The sequence below is a fragment of the Bacillus sp. SORGH_AS_0510 genome (assembly GCF_030818775.1).
In the GTDB taxonomy this organism is placed as follows: domain Bacteria; phylum Bacillota; class Bacilli; order Bacillales; family Cytobacillaceae; genus Neobacillus.
On record NZ_JAUTAU010000001.1, the window covers coordinates 1,885,530 to 1,910,812 of the forward strand.

Here is a 25,283-nt window from a genome sequence, read left to right on the forward strand (position 1 = left end):
AAAAGATGCACCAATTATGCATCTTTCTTAATCGTTTTTGGTTTTGGAATTTCTTTAATAGCTAAATATAATACAATGATGACAACAAACCAATTGATTAGGGCACTGTTAGGTACAGTAGTTTTTATCGCTGCCATAATGGTAAAGAAGACAGTAGGCAAAGTTTCGCTATATGCTGCCATTCTCCATAATTGACGATATTGTAATTTCCTTCCTAACATATTTTTTATTGCGAGACCGATTAAGGCGACAACAGAAACTTCAATAAAGCTGGCAGCACTTGAAAATAGGTAAATAAATAACGAAACCACCGGGATAATAATACCTTTTACCCCAGCCAACATGTCGATAAAATCAAGTGTATCTTTCTTTGAGATATTTAGACCTTCCAACATGGAATATGGATATGTATCTGTTCTTCCCGCAGCAGTTAGAACGAATTCATCCTTTAACATGGCGAAAGCATTTCCTTCACTCTCTACATCTGCTTCAGACATAGCACCAGTTGGATCTATGATAATGGAAAAATCTTCACGATTAATAGTAACAGGAACATCAGTATCAGCCGAGAGATGACCATTCTTTATAGAAAAGTCAGGTGATTCGTTAGTTAGAATAGTTTTTGCAGTGTTTATTCCAGTAGTTAATGCCGTGCTAAAATAAATAACAACTGGTAAAACGGATATGAATGTCAAAAAGAAAACATATAATATTGTTTTACCGATTCCTTGGAAACGAAATAAAGCAATATCTTTTGGAGAGTAAATACTTTTAAAAAATTGTTTGAAAATATTCATAAAGACCACCTTTATACAGATTCCATTCTATTGTATCTTGTGTAGACGTTATATACAAGAAATGACTAATGAAACCATTTCAAATCTCGTTCGTATTTATATCTAATAAAAATAAAAGGAATGAAAAGATGGAAATACTTTATTGGATTATTATTACAGTTTTATTTATTGTTGCTTTTGTTGGCTTGGTTTACCCCATTATTCCAAGCGTAATCTTCTTGTTAGCTGGGTTCTTATTGTATGGGGTATTTTTTAGCTTTGAGCCGTTTCATTGGTTGTTCTGGGTAATTCAAGGTTTGTTTATTGCTTTATTATTTGTAGCTGATTATATAGCAAACATGATTGGAATAAAAAAATATGGAGGTTCCAAAGCAGGTGTCTGGGGGAGTACCATTGGACTAATATTGGGGCCGTTTGTTATTCCAGTACTAGGTATTATAATTGGACCCTTTATTGGTGCTATTGCTGCCGAGCTTATCTTTAATAAAAGGGAATTTTTAGATAGTGTAAAAATAGGGTTTGGTTCTGTCATCGGTTTTATAAGCAGCGTTGTAACTAAGACTATCATCCAATTAATCATGATTGGATATTTTTTGCTTGTTGTATTAAAGTAATCACGGAAAAAGCCACCTCAGTGGCTTTTCTAGTTTATTCCGCAAATTTCATATGAACAATTTTGGCAGTCCACTTCCTGTTTTAAACAGCTTAGCTTTTTGACAGTAATTTTTTGATTATCATATGAGATGATCCCATTCTGTCGGAGCTCCATTAGAGCTCGTTGAATTACCTCTCTTGTGCCAAAGGTTAAGTTCGCTAGTTCCTGGTGTGTTAAAGGAAGATCGATGAGAATACCTTTATCAGTTTGAACGCCATATGAATTACAGAGGCGGATTAAAATAGAATATAGACCACCCTTTTTTCCATTCATAATCAAGTCTTGGCATTTCATTTGTGCCTTTATATAACCGGTACTTAACCAGGATATAAGGCCATACATTGCCTCAGGATCTGTAAGAATGAAACCTTCGAATTGCTCCCTTTTAACGATTAGTATTTCGCAATCAGTTAACGTCTTAGCATAAAATTGATAATGGGGATTTGTTTTAAATAACTGATACTCAACAATTAATTCCTGGTCATTTAGTACTTTTAGAATAAATTCTTTACCCTTCAAATGAACTCTGCCAAGGGCAATGCTTCCTTTTACTAATATATATACATAGTCGACAGGATCTTTTTCTTGAAAAAGGACAGTATCAGATTTAATCTTTTGAATGGGTTCATTTCGTTGGAAAAATTGGACCATTAAACTATATATAGAAACCATACTGTTTTCCATTCCTATCACTCCCTTTACCTTAAAGCTTAACAGAATATGGGATGGAGAATCATGACACTTTTTTGAAAGATGAGTAAATAATGAATAAAAAATTTTAAAATGGGGATTGTATTTATGTTAGCGTAAGCATTTTATTTGAATCGCTTGACTATCTTTGGTAATCTAAATCTACAAAGCTTAAGAAAATTCGAAAAATCCTTGGATTTTTTGATTGACTTTAGCCCAAAAAATAATATGAATACATAGGAGGAATTTTTCATGGCTTTTGAATTACCACAATTACCTTATGCAGAAGATGCACTTGAACCACATATTGATAAGGAAACTATGAATATTCACCACACAAGACACCACAACACATATGTAACAAACCTTAACGCTGCTCTACAAGGTAACGAAGAATTACTTTCTAAGTCTGTTGAAGAAGTAATTTCAAACCTAGATGCAGTTCCAGAAGCAGTTCGCACAGCTGTACGTAACAATGGTGGTGGCCATGCAAACCACTCCTTATTCTGGCAAATCCTTTCTCCAAATGGCGGCGGTGCACCAACTGGTGAATTAGCAGATGCTATTAACAGTAAGTTTGGAAGTTTCGAAAGCTTTAAAGAAGAATTTGCAAAAGCTGCAACTACTCGTTTCGGTTCTGGTTGGGCTTGGCTGTCTGTTGCAAACGGTGAATTAGAATTATCAAGCACTCCAAATCAAGACTCTCCATTAATGGAAGGTAAAACTCCTATTCTTGGCCTTGATGTTTGGGAGCATGCTTACTACTTAAACTATCAAAACAAACGCCCAGATTACATTGCTGCATTCTGGAACGTTGTAAACTGGGATGAAGTTTCTAAGCGTTACAACGAAGCAAAGTAATTCATTCTAGGTAAAATAAAGAGACAGCTGTTATCCAAAACAGCTGTCTTTTTATATTTCGTTTTACGAACATTGAATAATAACAAGTCGGTTGTTAAAGACTACCCTTAAGATAAAGGGGAGTTTTTATGGTGAAAAAATTTAACATTTTAGGTGATGTAGAGTTAACAAAAGACCTCACACTTTTGTTGGTAATCGGGGGGCTTTATTCATTAAGTGTTGCCCTATCTAACACGTTTGTAAATATCTACCTATGGAAACAAACAGGAAAGTATTCGGATATTGCTCTTTATAATCTGGCGATTGTCGTATTACAACTGCTAACGTTTATTTTAGCAGGCAGGTGGGCAAAAAAAATTGACAGAGTTATTGTACTTAGAATAGGTGTTATTTTCCTTGCAGTTTTTTATTTAACGGTATTACTAACGGGGACTAATGCATCCACCTTTTTATTGCTGTTAGGTAGCCTTCTAGGAATTGGGTATGGTTTTTATTGGTTAGCCTATAATGTTTTGACATTCGAAATTACCGAACCTGAAACGAGAGATTTTTTTAACGGATTTTTGGGGATTCTAAGCTCGGCAGGAGGAATGGTTGGTCCGTTAGCGGCTGGATTCATTATCACTAGATTTGAGAAATTCACTGGATATACTTTTGTTTTCGGCCTGTCTTTAGCTCTATTTGCACTCGCAGTGTTTATTAGTTTTTCTTTAAAACCAAGACCTGCAGCTGGCAGGTATTGTTTTAGGCGAATCTTAGAGGAAAGAAAGCTTAATGAAAATTGGCGTCTCGTAACAAATGCCCATTTTTTTCAGGGACTTAGAGAAGGGACGTTTTTGTTTGTTATTTCCGTATTTGTCTATATTTCAACTGGAAGTGAAATGGCTTTAGGGACCTTTGGACTGATCAACTCTGGTATTTCCTTTGTTGCCTATTACCTTGCTTCACGGCTGATTAAAAAGAACAATCGTAAAAAAGCAATTCTTATTGGTGGTCTAATTCTTTATGCAGCAGTGTTAATTATTGTATGGGATACAAATTTTATCAAATTGTTAATATATGCAGGCATGATCGCCTTAGCCTATCCACTGCTACTTGTTCCATATATGTCGACTACATATGATGTAATTGGAAACGGGTGGAAGGCTGCGGAAATGAGAATTGAGTATATTGTTGTAAGAGAAATCTTTTTAAACTTGGGAAGAATTGTGTCTATTTTATCCTTTATTGCCGCAGTCACATTATTCAATGAGGAAAAAAGTATTCCAATACTATTATTGATTTTAGGGGCAGGTCATTCTTTCATTTACTTTTTTATAAAAAGGGTGCGGTTACCTGTAGCATGAAGCGATGAGTTATTCCTCATCGCTTTTTTCTTTAAATGCCCGAAGAAATTTGTCGAAAATGCAAAATTGGTAAGGGTTATTCATAGAAAAAAAGCATATTTTCTTATAAAATAAAGGATGTTGTGTTAAGCCTTGAAAAAAAGGAAGTGTGTAGGAACTTGAATAAAAAGAAAAAGAAAACACATGTACCGTTTCGTTTTAATATGTTGTTCTTTGTGGTGTTTTTATTATTTTCAATCTTAATTCTCCGTTTAGGTGAGTTACAAATTGTTTTTGGTGATGATTTTAAACGGGAGATCGAACGGACAGAAGATATTACCGTAAATAACCCTGTACCTAGAGGAAAAATGTATGACCGTTATGGGAAGGTCATTGTGGATAATACGCCGTTGAATGCCATTACTTATACCAAAAGTCAAAATACGTCTCAAGAAGAAATGCTGAAAACAGCAGAAAAGCTCGCGAAATTAATTGATATGGATATCAAGAAAATTCCAATCAGAGAGCAAAAAGATTTTTGGATTATGAAGCATCCTGAAGAGGCGAAAGCAAAGATCACGAAAAAGGAATGGGCAGAATATAAGCAAAAGAAATTCGATGACAAACAAATTTATCAAATGCAGGTTGACAGAGTCAGTAAAGATGATCTTAAGAAACAAGCAGAAGATAAAGAAACCATGGAAACGATTGCGATTTATCGGAAATTCAATAGCGGATATGCACTTACACCGCAAATTGTAAAAAATAAAGATGTAACACCTAAAGAGTTTGCAATCGTTAGTGAAAATTTAGAAAATCTCCCAGGAGTTAATACTACAACTGACTGGGATCGAGCATATCCTTATGGAGAAGCCTTAAAGTCTATTTTAGGGAAAGTTTCTTCCTCTGAAGCGGGGATTCCTAAAGAAGATTTAAAAAAATATCTTGCACGGGACTATAGCAGAAATGACAGGGTCGGACAAAGTTATCTCGAATTGAAGTATGAAGATGTTCTTCATGGACAAAAAGCGAAAGTGAAAAATGTGACAGATAAGGCAGGGAAAATTCTTTCCACTGAAGTAGTTTCAGAAGGACAAAGAGGAAAAGACCTTGTTTTAACCATTGATATGGATTTACAGAAGCAGGTAGAAAAAATTATTGAAGATGAGATGTGGGATGCAAAGAAAAAGCCGAATACAGCTTTATTAGATCGAGCATTTGTAGTTGTCATGAATCCTAAAACAGGTGAAATTCTATCCCTGGCTGGAAGACAACTGGGTAAAGACGAGAAAGGTAAAACTGTTATGAGTGACTTTGCAGGAGGTAACATAACTTCATCCTATAACGTCGGTTCTGCTGTAAAAGGCGCAACAGTCTTAACAGGTTATAAAACAGGAGCAATCAGTCCTGGAACTACTCTACTGGACGAACCGTTAGTTATTAAAGGGACACAAGTGAAGAAATCTTGGAAAACTTTCGGAAGGATTAATGACTTACGTGCACTTCAAGTCTCCTCCAACGTTTATATGTGGAAAACGGTGATTGAGATGGCACATGGTCGTTATGTGCCTAACGGTCCATTAATTTTAGATACCGAAAAAACGTTTAATACTATGAGACAATCTTTTAGCCAATTTGGACTTGGTACTCGTACAGGGATCGATCTTCCAAATGAGATGAGCGGTTTCCCAGGCTCTGAGAATAAGCCGGGTTTGCTGCTTGACCTTGCCATTGGTCAGTATGATACGTACACACCCATCCAATTGGCACAATATATATCAACAATTGCAAATGGTGGTTACCGTGTTCAGCCTCATATTGTTAAAGAAATTCGTGAGCCAATCATGGAGAATAATGAGTTAGGGCCAATTATTGAAGAGATTCAGCCTAAGGTGCTCAATCGTGTGGATATGAAAGAACAGTGGGTTAAGCGAGTTCAAGAAGGAATGCGTATGGTTATGCAAGTAGGTGACGGTACAGCAGTCAGCTATTTTAAGAGTGCTCCATACCATCCAGCAGGAAAAACTGGAACTGCACAGGCCTTCTATTATGGGTCGGATAAATCTAAATACGGAACACCAGTTATGAACTTAAGCTTAGTCAGCTTTGCACCATCTAACGATCCTGAGGTTGCTCTGGCCGTAATGGTACCTTGGGCCTATCAAGGAAATAGTGGTCCAAGTATTAATAACTTAATTGGTCGAAAGGTATTAGATGCTTATTTTGATTTAAAAAAGACCCGAAGTAGCGCGGGTGCCCAAGCAACTAACGAACAACAGCAAACAGGAAATACTACAAACCCAAATCAATCTAACCAGACATCTGGTCAATAATCGAGAACGAAATGAAAACTGTCTCCGGATTTAGGAGGCAGTTTTTTTTATAACTTATAGAAAGTTGAGCAAGACAATTTTAAATTATCTTGGTTAATAAAGAAGGAGAGAATTTACAAAACTTCAATATTGATTTACAAAACCTTTACATTCAATTAAAACGCAGTTTACAGTGAACAGTTATTCTTAATCATGTAAGCAAGACAACTATTAATGACAATGATAATTCTTAGGGGGAATAAAGAAATGAAAAGCCTGAAAAAATTAAGTTTATTTTCGATCCTAGCAGCAGTAATGATTATGATGGCTGCTTGTGGAGGCGGAGCTGATACAAATAAAAAAGATGAAACAGCTGGTGGAAATAAAGACCTTTCTGGCTCACTAGTCATTTCTGGTTCATCTGCGATGCAGCCATTAGTTGCAGCTGCAGCTGAAGAGTTTATGGCAGACAATCCAAAAGTAGATATTCAAGTAAATGCTGGTGGATCTGGTACTGGATTATCTCAGGTAGCAGAAGGCTCTGTACAAATTGGTAACTCTGACGTTTTTGCGGAAGAAAAAGAAGGAATTCCTGCTGACAAGCTTGTTGATCATAAAGTAGCTGTTGTTGGAATCACTGCAGCGGTTAACCCTAAAGTAGGTATTAAAGATATTTCAAAAGAAGATTTAATTAAAGTGTTTACTGGAAAAGTAACAAACTGGAAAGAAGTTGGCGGTAAAGATCAAAAAATCGTATTAGTAAACCGTCCTGATTCATCTGGTACTCGTGCAGTTTTTAATAAATTTGGTTTAGATGGTGCAACACCTGCAGAAGGAATTACAGAAGATTCTTCAAATACAGTTAAGAAAATTATCAATGAAACAGATGGCGCAGTTGGATATCTTGCTTTCTCTTACTTCACTGATGATACTGTTACACCACTTTCAATCGACGGAGTAAAACCCACTGATGAGAACGTTCAATCAGGTAAATTCCCAATTTGGGCATATGAGCATTCATATACAAATGGTGAGCCTGATGGCCTTGCAAAAGCGTTCCTTGACTATTTAATGTCAGATGATATTCAAAATAATTTATTAAAAGAACAAGGATACCTTCCTGTTACTAAGATGAAGGTTGAACGTGATGCAAAAGGAAACCAGAAGAACTTATAAGTTGAAAAATCTATAATGGAAAGGGTAAATGCAGGACGCGTTTACCCTCTTATGACGTATTCATAGGGGTGTTTGGAGTTATATGGGAAAAACAATTCCTGCAAGTGAGAGATTATTAAAATCAAAAAAGAGTTTAATGAATGGGGAACTAAGGGGTAAGGTTATAGTTCTTCTATGTGCTGTTATTATGATTTCAGCTACTATTGCTATTACAGTTTTCTTAGGTACAAAAGGATTACAATCCTTTATTAAAAATGGTGTCAGTGCGATTGAGTTTATAACTAGTTCACACTGGAATCCAACAAATAAAGCAAATCCTGAATATGGCGCCTTACCATTTATTTTTGGCTCCTTTGCAGTTACTTTCTTGTCTGCACTGGTTGCTGCTCCTTTAGGTATTGGTGGAGCTATATTTATGACTGAAATTGCACCATCGTGGGGGAGAAAAATTCTTCAGCCCGTCATAGAACTATTAGTCGGTATTCCTTCTGTAGTCTATGGGTTCATCGGACTAACAGTACTAGTTCCTTTTATTAGGGAGAATGTAGGGGGACTAGGTTTCAGCTTACTTTCCGGAACTATTGTACTTTCTATCATGATTTTGCCCACAGTAACTACCATTGCTACAGATGCAATGAGTTCTATACCAAAAAATCTTCGTGAAGGTTCCTATGCGTTAGGTGCCACTCGTTGGCAGACAATCCGTAAGGTATTAATACCAGCAGCGTTACCTACACTTCTGACGGCAATCGTGTTAGGTATGGCTAGAGCTTTTGGTGAAGCACTTGCCGTGCAAATGGTGATTGGTAACGTAAGAGATCTGCCAACAAGCTTATTAGACGCATCAGCCACTTTAACGACAATTATTACTCTGAACATGGGACATACAACCTATGGAAGTGTAGAGAATAATACCCTTTGGTCAATGGGCTTAATTTTATTAATAATGTCGTTTGCGTTTATTCTCCTTATTCGCTATCTCTCTTCTAGGAGGAAAATGTAATGAACAGCAAAACTGCGGATCGTATTGCAACAGGGGTCTTTATTGCGATTGCTATTATTATTGTTTCTATATTAGTTGGACTCTTTTATTATATTTTAGTTAATGGCCTTAAACATATTTCTTTAGATTTCTTAACTACACCATCTAGCAATGTACGAGCAGGCGGTGGGATTCGAGATCAACTTTTTAATTCTTTCTATATCTTGTTTATTACAATGCTAATTGCCGTTCCTCTTGGTGTGGGCGGTGGAATATATATGGCTGAATATGCGAAGCCAGGGAAAGTTACAGATATTATTCGTTCTTGTATTGAGGTTTTAGCATCCCTTCCATCGATCGTCATCGGGATGTTTGGTTTATTAATGTTCGTCAATGTCACTGGTTGGGGCTATACCATTCTAGGTGGTGCCTTGGCACTGACGGTATTTAATTTACCAGTCATTGTAAGGGTAAGTGAGGATGCCATTCGCTCGGTACCTCGTGACCTGAAAGAGGCGAGTCTTGCTCTTGGGATTACTCATTGGCATACGATTAAGACTGTATTGTTGCCAAGTGCATTCCCGTCCATCTTAACAGGTGCAATTCTTGCATCAGGACGTGTATTTGGTGAAGCAGCTGCATTGTTATTTACGGCAGGACTTTCTACACCGAGGTTAGATTATGCAAATTGGAATCCATTTTCCGACCAATCACCATTAAATATTTTCCGTCCTGCGGAAACATTGGCTGTTCACATTTGGTCAGTAAACACTCAAGGGTTAATTCCAGACGTTGAAGAAGTTTCTAATGGATCGGCTGCAGTTTTAGTTATTTCTGTACTAATATTTAATTTATTAGCCCGGTGGATTGGTAGTTTGATTCATAAGAAAATCACAGCCACTAAATAAAGGCAGGGGAAATAGGATGGTTACTGCTAACATGGAAAATAAACCAACTGAACAAGCTATTCAGTCGAATAGTCAAATACCAAAAGAAAATATTTTGAAGGTTAAAAATCTAGAGATATTTTACGGAGAAAAGCGTGCCGTAAATGGAATATCAATGAACATAGAAAAGAATGGGGTAACTGCACTTATTGGTCCATCCGGCTGTGGGAAATCAACCTTTCTGAGAAGTATAAATCGGATGAATGACCTAATCCCTGGCGCTAGGGCACAAGGTGAGATCCTTTATGAAGATATTAATATATTGTCTGATAACGTAAATGTAGTAGCCCTACGGAAAGAAATAGGAATGGTTTTCCAGAAGCCGAACCCATTTCCTAAGTCGATATACGAAAATATTACGCATGCCCTTAAATTTGCAGGGATAACAAAGAAAAAAGAGCTTGATAAAATTGTCGAGGAGAGTTTGCAAAAAGCAGCACTATGGGATGAAGTAAAAGATCGACTTCATAAATCAGCATTCTCTCTATCTGGAGGTCAGCAGCAACGTCTGTGTATCGCAAGGACAATCGCAATGAAACCGACTGTTATGCTTTTAGATGAACCTTCCTCAGCATTAGATCCGATTTCTAATGCTAAGGTTGAGGATTTAATTGTTGATTTAAAGAAGGATTATTCAATTATTATTGTCACTCACAATATGCAACAAGCATCTCGTATATCTGATAAAACGGCCTTCTTTTTAAATGGAGATTTGGTCGAGTATGATAATACGGAAACAATCTTTACAAATCCATCTGTTAAAAAGACCGAAGAATATATTTCTGGAAGGTTTGGATAGGGAGGAATCGGTGTGGCAATTCCAACATTGACTAGAGAAGTTTTTGATGTGAAGGATCTTAACCTATGGTATGGAGAACACCATGCGTTAAAGAATATTAACTTTCCTATAAAGAAAAAAGAAGTGACAGCTATTATCGGTCCATCCGGTTGTGGAAAATCAACGTTTATTAAAACCCTGAATTTGATGATTAATATGATCCCTAATGTAAAAATGACAGGTGAAATTAATTATGACGGACAAAATATTTTAGATGAAAAGATGGACCTAGTTGAATTGCGTAAACATGTGGGTATGGTCTTTCAGAAAGGAAATCCATTTCCACAATCCATTTATGATAATATTGCCTATGGTCCTAGAATTCATGGCATGAAAAAGAAGGTTCATTTAGACGAGATTGTCACAAAATCATTAATGGACGTAGCATTATGGGATGAAGTAAAGGATCGTTTACATGCACCTGCTTTAGGACTTTCAGGTGGACAACAGCAGAGACTTTGTATAGCAAGAGCACTTGCGACTAAGCCAGAAGTGTTGTTAATGGATGAACCAACTTCTGCACTTGATCCCATTTCTACCTTAAAAATAGAGGAATTAATTCTAGAATTGAAAGAAAAATATACAATTGTAATTGTAACCCATAACATGCAGCAAGCAGCAAGGGTTTCAGATAAAACGGCCTTCTTCCTAATGGGAGAATTAATTGAATTAGATTCAACATCTTCTATTTTTTCAAATCCAAAGGATTCACGTACAGAAGGCTATATTACAGGAAGATTCGGATGATGAGGTGACTTAGATGAGTACAAGGTCGAATTTTGATAATAATTTAAAGCAACTAAAAGAAATGCTTTTACAAATGGCGGATAAAGCGGAGTTTGCCATAAAGGAAGCGATGATTGCCCTAATTAACCAAGACTTAGAAAAGGCTAAGCTTGTTATTGATGGGGATAATGAAATTGACGACTTAGAACATGAAATCAATGATAAAGCATTATTGCTAATTGCCAGAGAATCGCCTGTAGCAACAGATTTAAGGCAAATTAATGTGGCCCTAAAAGTATCTTCTGAGGTAGAACGGATGGCTGATATGGCTGTGAATATTGCTAAATCTGCCCTTCATATTGGAAATGAAAAGCATATTAAAGAGATTGTTGATATTCCAAGGATGATGGAAATGTCTCTAGACATGGTAGCCGATTCTTTAAAAGCCTTTTACTCTGAGGATGTTACCCTTGCGATGAGTTGCGCTGAAAGAGACGACCAGGTGGATCAACTCTTTGGTAGCTTAATCCAAGAACTTTTAAGTTATATTCCTAAGAATCCCAACTCAACCAACCAAATTATTCAATTAGCATTTGTATGTAGATTTATCGAAAGAATTGCTGACCACTCAACAAATATTGCAGAAAATGTAATCTATCTAGTAACCGGAAAACGAATCGATCTAAATGCCTAAACTATCTGTGAAGAAAAAAGGTGAAGCTGAGAGTAACGGGTTCCGTTGCCTATCGCAAACATTGAAAATGTAGTATAAAACGACCTACTAATTGTATGCCAATTTGTAGGTCGTTTTTGTTTGATATAATGGGATTTTGGCTATAATTATTAGTGAATTTGTAGTAGAATTTGTATATGAAAATGTAGGGGTACAATAGCCAGTGTACCCCTACAAATTGCACTACATTTTTGCATACAAATTAGCATACAGAAATTCACCAAATTGTAGGAGATGTATAATGTGAAAATTAAGCCAAAATACCCTAATGCCGAGGAAGTAACACTAAGGTTATCGTTTCAGTCAAGAAAAATTTTAGAACATTACTCGGACTATACAGGCTTAACTCCTGCTCAAATAATTGAAGAAATGTTGCCGGATTTACTAAAAGATGATGATTTTATTAAATATGTAGAAGGGAAACGGAGTAATAAAAGATTGAAACGTGAATTGGGGATAAATGATGACTAAAATAAAACGTCTAGCGACCACAAACGACCATATATGCCTCATTGACCCAAACATCCCACCTACAGAAATGAAACAGCGGGCAGCAGACTATGACACTCTTTCCGACAAGAAAATGAAGACAACCTACATTAATTTCGCCTTTCGCCCTGTTCGCTTCCATTGGAAAAATAAAACGTATGAAATTCAACTGAATTATTGTTCCAACCCATTTTGCAAAAATTTTAATCAGCCACAGATAAGCTACAATGTTGGAAAAATCAAAAGATATAAAATGACCGGAAAAGAAGAAGACCGAACAATCAATTGCGTTCCTGACGCAACAGATATAAGCGGTGTTCCAACTTTGGGGTGTTACACGAAGACCTTTTCTAATTGGTCTTTGGCAACTGAGATTGAACGTTTGATTCGGATTAACTCAATTGTCCCTCTTGAACCTAATTACGAGTTCCATAAAGATGACTGTTTAATCAACGATACCTATTTTGATAACCCAAAGGCTTTTTACAAGCGAGGGAAAGCCAGTTCCAATGCTCAAATTATCCAATGCAAATCGTGTGGAAAACACACAAATCTTTTACCAAACAAATCACAATCAACTACCTATATGCAGAAGCGAAATGATATTTTGCCTACTTTTGCCGAACATTTGATAAATCGGGTTCCTGTTTCAAGCACCTGTAAAATCTTAGGGATTGGAAGAAGTACATATTACAGTAAATTGGAGTGGCTCTATCGTTGTTGTTTAGAATTTCTAGAAACACACGAATCAAAACAATTTACCAAGATGACATTCCCTCGTATCTGGTTAAACACAGATATGATGATGTATCACCTTAATAATGTGCGGAAAAAGGGACAACCAAGGACAAAAGGCACCGTCTCGGAAAAACAACTGCCAACACAAATTGTGGTATCTACTGATTCACAATCTCGTTATGTGTTCCGAGCCGACGTAGCTTATGATTGGGAAATTGATTTCAAACAATTGGAGCAGGATACGGAAAACTATAAAGATGACCATTTACCTGTTGAGCTAAGAAAGAATGCTAAATACACAAAGTATTCCTATTACCCAATAGAGCCAACTCCAAATGATACCCAAAGCCAAACCGAATACTACCTTGAGATGAAAGAACTACAACTAAGAAGTAAATATGTAGATGGATTACACATCAATCACACCTATACTGCGATAGCTCAAATGTTCCTTATTAAAGATATGGTAAAAACGGGAAAGTGGCGTGTGGTCAGCGACGACGATATGGTTTTGAAATCGGCAGTAAAAAAGGCTTTCTCGGTTGAGATTCAACAAGGCAAATTGCATCATTTTGTAAATACCTTCGATAAAACACTTTCAAGGGAAGCTGCGTTCCAGGAATATATCGATTCAAATAAGTATCTAAGAAATTGGGCGGAGGACAATTTCTTATCGGAACAATCCGACTATGAGGTAGCCGTAGAATATTTGAAAAGAAGACTAGCTGTTCACAAGTTTTATGAAACAAAAACTGCACCTGACGGAACTAATTATTCTGTCCATAAATCGAATAAGATTGAACACCCTATTGCGATGGCGGACCGTGGGAGTCGTTACATTGATGTTCTTACCGATACCTCAAAGCTATCAAATGAGCATTTAGCAAGACTTATTGTAAGAGCCAATGACAATGCGGTAAATGCCTTCTTGCAAGAAATCAGACGCAGCTTATCAATTCTGGAACGTCCTTTGGTGACTTCGAGGGGAGATGGCAAATCATATATCTACAGCAATTTCAATCCTAAATATGCTCAAATGGCAATCACGATACTAAGAACTTACTACAACTTTTGTCAGCCTTTTAAAGCCTACGGGGATGAACTGACACCTGCACAAAGAATCGGCATCGCAAATCGGGTCTATAGTTGGAGAGATATTATTTACAAACGGTAGGAAGCTTGCTTATCATACTAAACCGATTCTTCAAAAACAAAGGTACATTGAAGTAACGTGTAGGATAGAAGGATAACTGATATTAATTGTAGAATTGTTGTCTCAAGGAATATTTTTCAATATATTCAGGGCTGGGTTTATTATAAGGAGGACATATGAGCAATTATTTAAGGGAATTAATTGGTCAAATTGCTGTATTTAAAACTATTACTGGTGAAGTTTTAATTGTTAAAGTGATTGGCGAGGAATTCGAAAAACAAAAACACTACAAAGTAAAGGTCTTTGAAAATAATGAAAACGGCTCCACCCTTGAAGATTTTGTTATTCACATTGATGATATAAAAATGATTTGTATTTTACCTCCGGAGATTCAAAAAGGTTTTAATTTAACAATCTCATATATACCTAATCAAGACAATAATAAGGATTTCCCGAATTTTATTGAGTTTGGAGAACTTCAAGATACAGAATAACAAAAAGTCTTATTCAATAACAAACGGTGCGTTAGTTGAAGTAGATATTGAAAATGAACATAAGAAACGGCTCAGTATAGTGACTGAGCCGTCTTTTTATTACAAAAACAGATACAAAACAGTAGACAAAATCGGTAACATTTTCGGTTGCATTTTCAAATTTTGCGATAGGAAACGGAACCCGTTAAGCTGAGAGCTTCATCTTTTTTGTATTTGAATAAAGTTTGTCGAAAAGGAAACAAGATACGACAAATTGCGTTCATTGTGTGCCTTACAAACTGATGTTACCATTAAATTATCGTTATTATTATGAATAATTTGAACTTACGTGCATATAATGATTGTTTGCAGAAATGGAGGAAAAAAATGATCGAACAAATTATTAAATTACGAGGGGACGGGCTATCGTTTCGAAAAATTGCTGCTGAACTAAATACCACTGTTGGAAAGGTTCAATATAGATGGAATAAATGGATGGACGACTTAAATGAATCAAAAGCTATAGATCCAGCGACCACGGGAAAATCTTCCCCGAATAGCCAAACAACTCCCGAGCAAATTCCTCATAAGGGTGAGTTAAAGGCAAATCTCGTTTCTCCTCGAAAAATTATTCTTTTCTGGGAAGTTTCCGAATTACCAAACAAAATTATTGGGCATTATTTCAATAAGAATCTTAAGGATTATGCAGCGGTTATCAGGATATTTGACGTGACAAATGTTATTTTTAACGGTAAAAATGCACATCATTTTTATGAAATACCTGCATCCTATCAAAGTGGACATTGGGTGATAAAAGGATTAATACCTAATCGAAGTTATTTGGCGGAGTTAGGAATTTACTTTTCAGAGACTGAATTTTTCCCTCTACTTCGGTCCAATTGTGTTCAAACCCCTACCTTACAAGTAACCAATGGTTTTGAGGGGAATTCAGAAGCAATCTTGAAAGTCCAAGAATATGAAGAGATGCCGCCAAAATGGACAGAACATGTAAGTACCTATAGTTATTATATGGAAAATCCTATTAACTTGGAGGAAGAAAATGAATAAGACATTTTCTCAACAAGGTGGCATTAATTGTAATCCAGTGGAACGGTGGAATTTAAAAATACTAATGCTTTGCTGGGAGTATCCACCTAATATTGTGGGGGGGCTCTCACGACATGTGGCCGGTTTATCTATGGAGTTAGCAATGTTAGGCCATGAAGTTCATGTATTAACCGCGGGTATGGATAAACTCTCAGCATATGAAAACATGAACGGAGTACATGTCCATCGTGTGCAGCCCATTAATAACCGGGACGAGCAATTTTTTAATTGGATTGCCGGTTTAAATCTAGCCATGGCCTTTAAGGCTGAGAGATTGGCAGAAGAAATTCCTTTTGATTTCATTCATGCGCATGATTGGCTCGTAGGGGCAGCTGCCATTACTTTAAATGAAACATTAAGTATACCATTAGTAACTACCATTCATGCTACAGAACATGGAAGGAATAATGGCATACATAATCAAATGCAACAGTTTGTTCATGAGAAGGAGCAGCAATTAATTGCAAAATCAAATCATATTATTGTTTGTAGTGACTATATGAAAGATGATTTACTGTCTATTTTTAAAGCAAATGAAGCTCAGATTTCAGTTATTCCAAATGGGGTAGAACCTGTTAGACCAGCACCCCCCGCTAGGGTGACATTTCCTGAATTTCACAATAAAAAATATATATTTTCTCTAGGAAGAATTGTAAAAGAAAAGGGTTTTGAAACCCTTATAAAAGCAGCAGAGATTAGTAAAGTGGATGGACTGGACTATTTGTTTGTTGTTGCCGGAAAAGGACCTATGTTAGAAACCTATCGCCAGCAAATATCTGCTAAGAAACTAGAGTCACATATTAAATTTATTGGCTACATTTCTGATGAGCAAAGGAATTCTTTAATACAAGAAAGTGTCTTGGCCGTTATTCCAAGCCTGTACGAGCCTTTTGGTATTGTTGCCTTGGAAACAATGGGATTCGGGAAACCAACGATCGTTTCAAATACTGGGGGTATGAAAGGGATAGTAAAACATCTCCAAACAGGTATACTAACAGCCCCAGGAGATGCCCGGCGTCTTTTAGAACAAATTGATTTTCTAATAAAGAATCCTAAGAAGGCACAAGAAATAGGTGAAAAGGGAAGACAAATTGTATTGAGTTTATACAGTTGGAAACGAATTGCATCAGAAACAAACAGAGTAATGGAAGATTTGTTGTTGAATGTTCGTGTGGGGAAGAATGAGAAGGAAGAACAGAAAATAATTCGTAAATAAGGTGTAAAAATGATGAATTTAATTGAAGACCAAAATAAGACTTCTAGCGGCACCCAATCCTTTGAGACACTTCTATTTATTCCAGGGCTTTGGGTTAATGGGAAGTACCATTGGCTGCAAAATTGTACAGAAAAGGTCATTTATGATGAAGAACTCACTATCAAAGTTAAACACATTCAAGTGCATTCAAAAATTCGTGTAACTCATATTTTTGTTAGTAATCACAGCAATAATGTGAAAGAAGTAAAAGTGCTGGCTATGCACCATTTCTCGAATGTAGGGAAGGATTATTTAACATTTGTTTCACCGATGGATAATCGAATCTTTCATCATGCCAATAAACATGTATATCTGGTAAATGGCCATTTTAAAGGCCTGGAATTGAAAGAATATACAGCTATGCCTCTTTGGAATACGTATACGGATCAAATTTGGAGTTCACTTCTCAAAGGAACGTTAAAGTACCAGCCTATGGCGAAAGGTCCTGCTGCAAGTATTTTTACCATGAAAATGCTTCTACAACCCCATGAAACAGCAAGAATGCATACCTGGACAATAACAGGTTCCAGTAAAAATGAGTTAATTGGAATGGAAGAAGTTCTTATTAAAAAAATAGGTAACATCTAATGTTGTTTTTCTTTTAAAAAACAGACTAGCATTTCCTTTTGAAAAATGATATTATAGAAAAGTCGTATGAACGAACTAGCTTAATCGTTTGGAGGGAAATAAACATGCGTGTAAATATTACGTTAGCTTGCACTGAGTGTGGAGACCGTAACTATATTTCAACAAAAAATAAACGTAACAACCCAGACCGTCTTGAGCTTAAGAAATATTGCCCAAGAGAAAAGCGTACAACAGCACACCGTGAAACAAAATAAGCAGTAGGGCTTCCTGCTGCTTTTTTTGTTGCATAAAATTAGGTTATGTTAAAGAACAGTGTTGAATTATACAGCCTGGAGAGGAAAGCAACAGGCAATTTTAAGAAAGCCAGAAATAATGTAAGGAGGTTCAAAGAGATGCATGATAAACAATCATTACGAAAAAGAATTAAAGTTTCTCTCTCCGAACTAACAATCCCCCTTTATGAAGACTATTCCTATAAGATTGCCAACCAGTTGTTTGAAGACGATGATTGGAAGGTTGCAAAGATCATTGGCATTACGATCTCGAAGCGGCCTGAAGTAGATACATATCAGATTATCCGTAAGGCCTGGGAACTAGGAAAACAAGTGGTTGTACCTAAGTGTTACCCCGAAGAAAAAAAGCTTGTGTTCAGAACATTGAAGGAATTCTCTCAGCTGGAGTCTGTGTTTTATGGTCTACTTGAACCAATAGAAGAACGAACAGATAAGGTTGAAGCAAATGAGATTGACTTATTAATTGTACCGGGGCTTGCCTATACAAGAGAAGGATACCGTGTGGGCTTTGGCGGGGGATATTACGATCGGTTTTTGACCAACTATTATGGGAAGACGCTATCACTTGCCTTTAATAATCAAATCGTTGAACAATTTGATATGGAAAGGCACGATCTACCCGTTTCTAAAATTATTACAAATCATGAGGTTATACATATCATATGAACGAAGGGTTCGTTGTTTTTATAGGTGTTTTAATAACAGGGTTAGCGGGGTATATTTTTAAATCCTTGACTGTGACAGGCGCGATTGCAGCGATTATTACTGGGTTAACAGTTTATCTTGGATTTGGAATAAGAGGACTAATCCTTCTGGGTGTCTTTTTTACATCTTCAAGTCTATGGTCCAAATACAAAAGTGCTGCTAAAAGAGTAATTGAAGAGAAGTTAGCCAAAGGTGCGACAAGGGATTGGCGGCAAGTATTTGCCAATGGAGGGGCTGCAGCATTTTTTAGTGTTATATATTATTTCCATGAAGATATTATCTATTTAATCGGGTTTGTTGTTTGTTTGGCCAGCGCAAATTCAGACACATGGGCATCCGAAATTGGCAGCCTAAGTCGTAAGCAGCCCATTTACATACGAACTTTTAAGCGAATCGAAAAGGGCACTTCAGGTGCAGTTAGCCTGTTGGGAAGCACAGCGGCACTTGCTGGCTCGCTTCTCATAGCAATCTTTAGTTATTGGTTATTTCAATTGAGTTTCGTTTTAGTTCTTCTTATTTTTTTATGTGGCTATTTAGGGAATGTCATTGATACCCTAGTAGGAGCTTTTTATCAGCAGGTAAATAAATGCATAGAATGTGGATTAGAAACCGAGAAAAAAGAACATTGCAACAAACAAACAATTAGAATAAAGGGTTCTACAATAGTAGATAATGATATGGTGAATTTCCTTTCAGGAGTCGTAGCAGCCGTTATAGCAATGGTTGTCGTTCAATTAACAAGGTAAATTATTAACGCAATGTACGTACACAATATTGATACATAGATAACGGTTACATTAAAAAATTATTGTAATGAAAGTTTGTGAAATGTTGTACAATCAAAGTGTGGTTAGATTATTTAAATTGGAACATGATGAAACGCACCCTAAAACTACTATTTGGAGGAATGATCATGTTAAATCGCGTGAATAGAGTAGCCTTAATCGGTACAGGATTTGTAGGCTCTAGCTATGCATTTGCCTTATTAAATCAAGGAATCACTGAAGAGCTTGTACTAATTGACTTAAATAAAGAAAAAGCCGAAGGAGATGCAATGGACTTAAATCATGGACTTCCATTCGCACCTTCTCGGACAAAAATTTGGTATGGTGATTACAAGGATTGTGGTCAGGCAGATCTTGTTGTTATTACAGCAGGTGCCAATCAAAAGCCTGGTGAAACACGACTTGACCTAGTTGAAAAGAATACAAGAATCTTTAAAGGTATTGTTGAACAGATTATGGCAAGCGGATTTGACGGGATTTTTGTAGTAGCTACCAATCCAGTTGATATTTTAACCTATGCTGTTTGGAAATTCTCTGGTCTTCCTAAAGAACGTGTTATTGGTTCTGGTACAATTCTCGATACAGCTAGGTTCCGATTCTTACTTGGTGAATATTTTGATGTCGATACCCGAAATGTTCATGCTTATATAATTGGTGAACATGGCGATACTGAGCTTCCTGTTTGGAGTCATGCTGATATTGCTGGAACATCTATTTCTGAATGGACAAAAAACAAAGATGGGTATAATCAGAATGATTTGAATCAAATCTTTTTAAATGTTCGTGACGCTGCTTACCATATTATTGAACGAAAAGGTGCAACTTACTATGGAATTGCTATGGGCTTAGTGCGGTTAACAAAGGCTATTCTGCGAAACGAGAACTCTGTTCTAACGGTATCTGCATATCTAGATGGGGAGTATGGACAAAACGATATATATATCGGAGTCCCTGCTGTTGTAAATCGAAATGGTATTAGAGAAATCGTCGAGCTAGACCTAAATAGTGATGAAAAAGAAAAGTTCACTCACTCTATTAACGTCCTAAAGTCAACAATGGAACCGGTCTTAAAAAATCTATAAGAAACAAATGAGAGGCTGCTCTAAGAGTTGAGCCTCTTTTTTTATTGGTTTCTTGGATAAGAACCATTTATTCATCACAAAATATCATTAGGAGGGATGAAAATGTCTCGTATGTTAACATCCATATTGATGATTGGCTCTATAGGCTACTTTGCCTACCGCTACAGATATCGATTAGTCAATGTTTTGCTTGGTTCTAGTTGGCTCCGCCGATTAGCGGTTGGTTCCATTATGAGCTTTCCAGGTGTAAAAAATAAAATGATGCAGTCGGTATTTGGAGGACCATCTGAACGGTGAAAGCCACAGATGGTCTTTTTTTTTGATGATAAGAATGTATTAAATTCGAATTTGAGAATTGTCCAGCTCCAGCGCCTAGCCAGTTTTCATCCTGATTATTCTTCCTTGAGTAACGTGTAACAATCATGGCTTGATAAAGCGATGATTGTTATAGCTCGGGTCAAATAACCTTCGGCAAGTAAAGTCAAAGAGCGACTTTTCTTGCCGAAGAACATTTGCCTGCCGGGGCTGACCAAGGCGCTTCCGCTTTTCTTTGTAAATATTTGTACATTTGTTTGGTTAGGCCGGCTAAAACCTTTCGTTTATAATGAAATGAGGATATATGAATAAAAATAAAATAACAGTTGCTTATTCTATATAGAAAGTAGGGGAGAAGTTGAATTATAGAGAGGATTATGTATTTTGGAGGTTGGCTTTCTATTTTATTTCGGAACAAGGCTATAGAATTGTCCAATTATTTGATAATCAGAAAGAGATTTGGTTAGAAAAATTAGAAAATAAGAAGGCGCCTATTATTCGATTACTACGCCAAGATTTTGATTGGAGTAACTCCATCCAAAAAGACATTGAGTTTTGTGCAGCTAATGGCGAGAGAGTACGTAGGCAGGTGCGGCGTGGAGACCTTGATTTGTTGAACATTTATGTAAGTCAATTCCCGCCTGTAGATGAATTCGAATACCGCTTGGCAAAGCCCTTTTTATATCCAGATGGAAAGAAAACTAAAGTAACTTCACTATTGTTAACAAGCGATCAATATAAGGAAGGCTTTTTGCTTCTTTCTGATTGGGTGAGCAAGGACGTTTCCTTTCCTATCGATGATCAATATTCTGAAGAGGATGCATCTATTTTAAAGAAAACGGCACTCGAGTTTGCAATAAAACAGGCAAAATCCGAGAGAGCTATTTTTACAAGTGGTAAACCATTTTTCACCTATGTATTTATGGTAATTCAGCTTGCTGTTTTTTTATGGCTAGAGACACATGGTGGAAGCACAAATTTGACCACGCTTATTAAGTATGGGGCAAAATTTAATCCATACATCTACGATGGTGAATGGTGGCGTTTCTTAACTCCAATTTTTCTTCATAGTGGATTTACCCATTTAGCAATGAACACACTATCATTATATTTTTTAGGTACTGCAGTTGAAAGAATGTATGGAAACACCCGTTTTTTATTTCTTTATTTGTTTTCGGGAATAACGGGTTTTATAGCTAGCTATTTATTTATAGATAACGTTTCAGTAGGAGCAAGTGGAGCTATAGCGGGGTGCTTTGGCGCCTTACTTTATTTTGGAATCATTTATCCAAAGTTATTTGCAAGAACTCTTGGGCCTTTTATTATTGCTATCTTTGCAGTAAACATTTTGTTTGGTTTTTCAAAAAGTGGCATTGATAACGCGGGACACATAGGTGGGCTAATAGGGGGATTCCTGGCAGCTGGAATAGTCCATTTTCCTAAGAAAAAAATTCCATTGTTTCAAGGCTTTTTCTTACTTATTACCGTTGTGGTCATCCTGTTTTCTTTATTCTATGGGTTTAAAGACTCGAAAATAGCAAAAGATGAGCATTCCAATATTATATTAGCTCAAGAATATGTTAAGCAGGAGAATTACAAGAAGGCATATGAACTTCTCAAGGGTATAGAGAATCCTTCCCCTCAAATCTACTTCTTGTTATCTTTTACGGAAATTAAGCAAAACATGTTACCGGAGGCTAAAAATCATTTGATTAAGGTTCTTCAACTAGAACCTGACCTTCCTGAGGCGAATTATAACCTTGCACTCATATATTTAGAGGAAAATGATTTAAACCAAGGAAAGAAATATGCAGAAATAGCAGCAGAACTAAGTCCGGATAAAAAAGAATATACAGACTTAGTTCAAGAGATCAATCGTCTTATTCAATCATCTGACGTAGGAGAATAGGCTCGCCATTTATGGTTTCAGTCAAAACCAATAAATGAGACTTATTTTTCGCTAATAATATCAGCGGAAGGGTACTTCCAATTGGGTTTACAGTGGAACCATCTGTTTTTTTAATGCCTAGAAAGTAATTTTTATATAGACCTTCCCATAATTGACCAACTATTTGATCTGAATCTCTTTTTGAGAATCCAGGAATACCGGTCTTAGCCCTTTCACTAAAGAGAGTTAAAGGGAATGATTGATAATCATTTAAATGAATAGAGTAGCGCCGAATTCCTTTATTCCAACTATACTGCAGCATGCGTTCAGTTTGTTCATCTAGCTTTTGTTTCCATTGAGTCTGTTCTTTTGTCCGGAGGCTTCGGAATGTGATCATGGTGTTATTCCCTCTGGTTATGGAGTATAGATAATCATTAGATAATGCTTGAGCACTTGTAATTTTATTTCCATTCTCGTGGATCTCGCCTTGATGAAAGGTAACAGCTTGCAGAAATGAGGGCTCTTTTAATGGTATGCGTTTCTCCTGTAAGAGTCTTGCTGTATTTTGTTTCCAATCACCGAGCTCTCCAATAAGCCTCCCATTTGAAAATAATAAGCCTGCATCCTGTCGTAAATAGGCTTTTCGGTCAAGGGTGGAATCAATCTTCCATAATAAAGTTCTCGGGTCGACGGGAGTAAGTGAAGTATCGTCAGATTTAAAAGTCACATTTGGAGCAATAGGGAAAAAGGTAATGCTTTCTTGTGCTTTTGGTTCCTTTATTTGGAAGTAAATAATAAATGTGATCCCTAAAATCAAAAGTCCAACCATGAAATAAAATTTTTTCACCTTGTTTTCTTCCTTCCATCATTATAATTGCACTATGTTTGTCCTGTTACTGTTATATGGCTATCTTCTGGTAGAAATGCCAATTAATATGGACTTGTTTTCAATAGGGAAGGAATTTTAAATAATATGTGTATTATTGCCTTGAGGAGATATTTTCCTTGGGTTATACTTTTTGTTGTGAAACTAATTGTTCTCTCCATAATAAATTTAAGGGGATCAAGATGAAGAATATTTATGAAATTCAGCAATTCTTAAAACAATTCGGTACATTTATTTATGTTGGGGATAGAGTAGCTGATCTTGAACTTATGGAGTCGGAATTGAAGGAACTCTATCAAGCACAGTTCATTGAACCAAGAGACTATCAAACAGCATTGTTAATTTTAAGACACGAAATTCAATTACAAAAAGAAAAATCTAAATAAGACAGGTGAATATAAATTGTCAGAAAAATGGTTTGTAGGCGTTGATTTAGGAGGAACCACCACTAAAATCGCATTTATTACGATGGATGGTGAAATTGTTGAAAAATGGGAAGTACCAACTGATAATTCAAATGAAGGACAAAATATTACTTCTAATATAGCAAAAGCAATCAATGAGAAATTATCTGAACTTGGGCAGAAAAAAGAGCAGTTAATAGGAGTAGGAATGGGTGCACCAGGCCCTGTAGACTACGAAGACGGAATTGTATTGAATGTGGTGAACTTAGGCTGGAAGGATAACTATCCTTTAAAAGAAAGTCTAGAATCGTCAACCATGCTGCCAGCAGCAATTGAGAATGATGCCAATTGTGCGGCTTTGGGTGAAATGTGGAAAGGGGCAGGAAATGGAGCGAAGGACCTTGTTTGCATCACGCTAGGGACAGGCGTTGGCGGTGGTGTGATAGCAAATGGGAATATCGTTCAGGGGGTTAACGGCGCAGCAGGAGAAATTGGCCATATAACAGCTGTTCCATACGATGGCGCACCATGTAATTGCGGTAAGACTGGGTGTCTGGAAACAGTGGCATCAGCAACAGGAATCGTTCGAATAGCGATGGAAGAGTTAACTAAAGGCCAATCAACTGGTGAACTGAATAAAATTCTTAGAAGCAATGGGAAGATTACGGCTAAAGACGTATTCGATACGGCTAAAAATGGCGATACATTAGCTCTTCAAGTTTTAGATGTGGTCTGCTTCCATTTAGGTTTTGCTGCAGCAAATATTGCTAACACACTGAATCCTAATATGATCGTCCTTGGCGGTGGTGTGTCTAAAGCAGGAAGTATCTTGTTAGACAAGGTAAAAGAATACTTTGCTAAGTATGCTTTTTCAGCGGTAAGAGATTCTACAGTCCTGTCCTTAGCTACGCTTGGAAACGATGCTGGGGTCCTTGGGGCAGCTTGGCTAATAAAGAATAAAATAAATAAATAAGGAAAGATATGATATGAAGCCTGCTAATTTGCAGGTTTTTTCTTTTGGCTAATTTCTTTCATTCATTACTTCCTGAAGTCAAACATAATTATTTATGATGGAAGGAG

27 protein-coding genes are annotated in these 25,283 nt (G+C 36.6%); 24 read left to right on the forward strand and 3 right to left on the reverse strand.

The annotated features are described in order from the left end of the window. Positions 1–14: 14 nt before the first annotated feature. Positions 15–797 (reverse strand): DUF1189 domain-containing protein, encoded by a 783-nt coding sequence (locus tag QE429_RS09535; protein ID WP_307286768.1) that lies wholly within the window; start codon positions 795–797, stop codon positions 15–17. 128 nt (positions 798–925) lie between these two features. Here QE429_RS09535 and QE429_RS09540 point away from each other — a divergent pair, with 128 nt between their 5' ends. Next, positions 926–1,411 (forward strand): DUF456 domain-containing protein, encoded by a 486-nt coding sequence (locus tag QE429_RS09540; RefSeq protein ID WP_307286769.1) that lies wholly within the window; start codon positions 926–928, stop codon positions 1,409–1,411. Positions 1,412–1,440: 29 nt separating this feature from the next. Here QE429_RS09540 and QE429_RS09545 read toward each other — a convergent pair whose 3' ends face one another. Then, a complete protein-coding gene (locus QE429_RS09545; RefSeq protein WP_307286771.1) occupies positions 1,441–2,136 on the reverse strand; it encodes a Crp/Fnr family transcriptional regulator in 696 nt (231 codons plus the stop codon). Positions 2,137–2,394: 258 nt separating this feature from the next. Between QE429_RS09545 and QE429_RS09550 the strand changes: the two genes are divergently transcribed. The 21 genes from QE429_RS09550 (at position 2,395) to QE429_RS09650 (ending at position 22,934) form a co-directional block, all read left to right on the forward strand. Continuing rightward, complete coding sequence (locus QE429_RS09550; RefSeq protein WP_307286773.1) at positions 2,395–3,003, forward strand: superoxide dismutase; 609 nt, start codon at positions 2,395–2,397, stop codon at positions 3,001–3,003. Positions 3,004–3,131: 128 nt separating this feature from the next. Next, entirely contained in the window at positions 3,132–4,349 is a 1,218-nt protein-coding gene (locus QE429_RS09555; RefSeq protein ID WP_307286775.1) for an MFS transporter, read from the forward strand. A gap of 203 nt (positions 4,350–4,552) precedes the next feature. Then, positions 4,553–6,661 (forward strand): peptidoglycan D,D-transpeptidase FtsI family protein, encoded by a 2,109-nt coding sequence (locus tag QE429_RS09560; RefSeq protein ID WP_373463241.1) that lies wholly within the window; start codon positions 4,553–4,555, stop codon positions 6,659–6,661. A 246-nt stretch (positions 6,662–6,907) separates the two neighbouring features. Then, positions 6,908–7,816, forward strand: coding sequence for a phosphate ABC transporter substrate-binding protein (locus QE429_RS09565; protein ID WP_307286777.1), 909 nt, complete (start codon positions 6,908–6,910; stop codon positions 7,814–7,816). Positions 7,817–7,898: 82 nt separating this feature from the next. Continuing rightward, positions 7,899–8,819 (forward strand): phosphate ABC transporter permease subunit PstC, encoded by a 921-nt coding sequence (gene pstC / locus QE429_RS09570; protein ID WP_307286780.1) that lies wholly within the window; start codon positions 7,899–7,901, stop codon positions 8,817–8,819. After that, positions 8,819–9,706 (forward strand): phosphate ABC transporter permease PstA, encoded by an 888-nt coding sequence (gene pstA / locus QE429_RS09575; protein ID WP_307286781.1) that lies wholly within the window; start codon positions 8,819–8,821, stop codon positions 9,704–9,706. Before pstC ends, pstA begins: the two co-directional genes overlap by 1 nt. A 31-nt stretch (positions 9,707–9,737) precedes the next feature. After that, positions 9,738–10,544, forward strand: a complete 807-nt coding sequence (pstB, locus tag QE429_RS09580; RefSeq protein WP_307290756.1) for a phosphate ABC transporter ATP-binding protein PstB — start codon at positions 9,738–9,740, stop codon at positions 10,542–10,544. Positions 10,545–10,550: 6 nt separating this feature from the next. After that, on the forward strand, positions 10,551–11,330 hold the full coding sequence (gene pstB, locus QE429_RS09585) for a phosphate ABC transporter ATP-binding protein PstB (protein ID WP_373463242.1): 780 nt from the start codon (positions 10,551–10,553) through the stop codon (positions 11,328–11,330). 13 nt (positions 11,331–11,343) lie between these two features. Continuing rightward, positions 11,344–12,003 carry a phosphate signaling complex protein PhoU gene (phoU, locus tag QE429_RS09590; RefSeq protein WP_307286783.1) on the forward strand — a complete coding sequence of 220 codons (660 nt, stop codon included), beginning with the start codon at positions 11,344–11,346 and terminating at the stop codon, positions 12,001–12,003. 282 nt (positions 12,004–12,285) lie between these two features. Continuing rightward, positions 12,286–12,513, forward strand: coding sequence for a hypothetical protein (locus tag QE429_RS09595; RefSeq protein ID WP_307286784.1), 228 nt, complete (start codon positions 12,286–12,288; stop codon positions 12,511–12,513). Beyond that, the gene (locus tag QE429_RS09600; RefSeq protein ID WP_307286785.1) at positions 12,506–14,443 is read left to right on the forward strand and encodes an insertion element protein; all 1,938 of its coding nucleotides are present in this window, start codon (positions 12,506–12,508) and stop codon (positions 14,441–14,443) included. The genes QE429_RS09595 and QE429_RS09600 overlap by 8 nt, the downstream gene beginning before the upstream one ends. 155 nt (positions 14,444–14,598) lie before the next feature. Continuing rightward, positions 14,599–14,916 (forward strand): hypothetical protein, encoded by a 318-nt coding sequence (locus tag QE429_RS09605; RefSeq protein WP_307286786.1) that lies wholly within the window; start codon positions 14,599–14,601, stop codon positions 14,914–14,916. Between the two features lie 366 nt (positions 14,917–15,282). Next, positions 15,283–15,963: a DUF4912 domain-containing protein gene (locus QE429_RS09610; RefSeq protein WP_307286787.1), complete on the forward strand. Its 681-nt coding sequence runs from the start codon at positions 15,283–15,285 to the stop codon at positions 15,961–15,963. Next, the gene (locus QE429_RS09615; RefSeq protein WP_307286788.1) at positions 15,956–17,218 is read left to right on the forward strand and encodes a glycosyltransferase family 4 protein; all 1,263 of its coding nucleotides are present in this window, start codon (positions 15,956–15,958) and stop codon (positions 17,216–17,218) included. Before QE429_RS09610 ends, QE429_RS09615 begins: the two co-directional genes overlap by 8 nt. Before the next feature lie 9 nt (positions 17,219–17,227). Then, positions 17,228–17,845, forward strand: coding sequence for a hypothetical protein (locus QE429_RS09620; RefSeq protein WP_307286789.1), 618 nt, complete (start codon positions 17,228–17,230; stop codon positions 17,843–17,845). 104 nt (positions 17,846–17,949) lie between these two features. Continuing rightward, positions 17,950–18,099, forward strand: coding sequence for a 50S ribosomal protein L33 (rpmG, locus tag QE429_RS09625; RefSeq protein WP_015594975.1), 150 nt, complete (start codon positions 17,950–17,952; stop codon positions 18,097–18,099). Positions 18,100–18,237: 138 nt separating this feature from the next. Beyond that, positions 18,238–18,804 carry a 5-formyltetrahydrofolate cyclo-ligase gene (locus QE429_RS09630; RefSeq protein WP_307286790.1) on the forward strand — a complete coding sequence of 189 codons (567 nt, stop codon included), beginning with the start codon at positions 18,238–18,240 and terminating at the stop codon, positions 18,802–18,804. Further along, entirely contained in the window at positions 18,801–19,589 is a 789-nt protein-coding gene (locus tag QE429_RS09635; protein WP_307286791.1) for a DUF92 domain-containing protein, read from the forward strand. Before QE429_RS09630 ends, QE429_RS09635 begins: the two co-directional genes overlap by 4 nt. A 167-nt stretch (positions 19,590–19,756) precedes the next feature. Then, positions 19,757–20,710, forward strand: a complete 954-nt coding sequence (locus QE429_RS09640) for an L-lactate dehydrogenase (protein WP_307286792.1) — start codon at positions 19,757–19,759, stop codon at positions 20,708–20,710. 102 nt (positions 20,711–20,812) lie between these two features. Next, positions 20,813–21,007: a hypothetical protein gene (locus QE429_RS09645; RefSeq protein ID WP_307286793.1), complete on the forward strand. Its 195-nt coding sequence runs from the start codon at positions 20,813–20,815 to the stop codon at positions 21,005–21,007. Positions 21,008–21,383: 376 nt separating this feature from the next. Then, the gene (locus QE429_RS09650; protein WP_307286794.1) at positions 21,384–22,934 is read left to right on the forward strand and encodes a rhomboid family protein; all 1,551 of its coding nucleotides are present in this window, start codon (positions 21,384–21,386) and stop codon (positions 22,932–22,934) included. Here the strand turns inward: QE429_RS09650 and QE429_RS09655 are convergent. Further along, positions 22,906–23,760, reverse strand: coding sequence for a hypothetical protein (locus tag QE429_RS09655; RefSeq protein ID WP_307286795.1), 855 nt, complete (start codon positions 23,758–23,760; stop codon positions 22,906–22,908). The genes QE429_RS09650 and QE429_RS09655 overlap by 29 nt on opposite strands. A 221-nt stretch (positions 23,761–23,981) precedes the next feature. Between QE429_RS09655 and QE429_RS09660 the strand changes: the two genes are divergently transcribed. Then, complete coding sequence (locus QE429_RS09660) at positions 23,982–24,185, forward strand: YqgQ family protein (RefSeq protein ID WP_307286796.1); 204 nt, start codon at positions 23,982–23,984, stop codon at positions 24,183–24,185. Positions 24,186–24,201: 16 nt separating this feature from the next. Beyond that, entirely contained in the window at positions 24,202–25,176 is a 975-nt protein-coding gene (locus tag QE429_RS09665; RefSeq protein ID WP_307286797.1) for an ROK family glucokinase, read from the forward strand. The last annotated feature ends 107 nt before the right edge of the window (positions 25,177–25,283 follow it).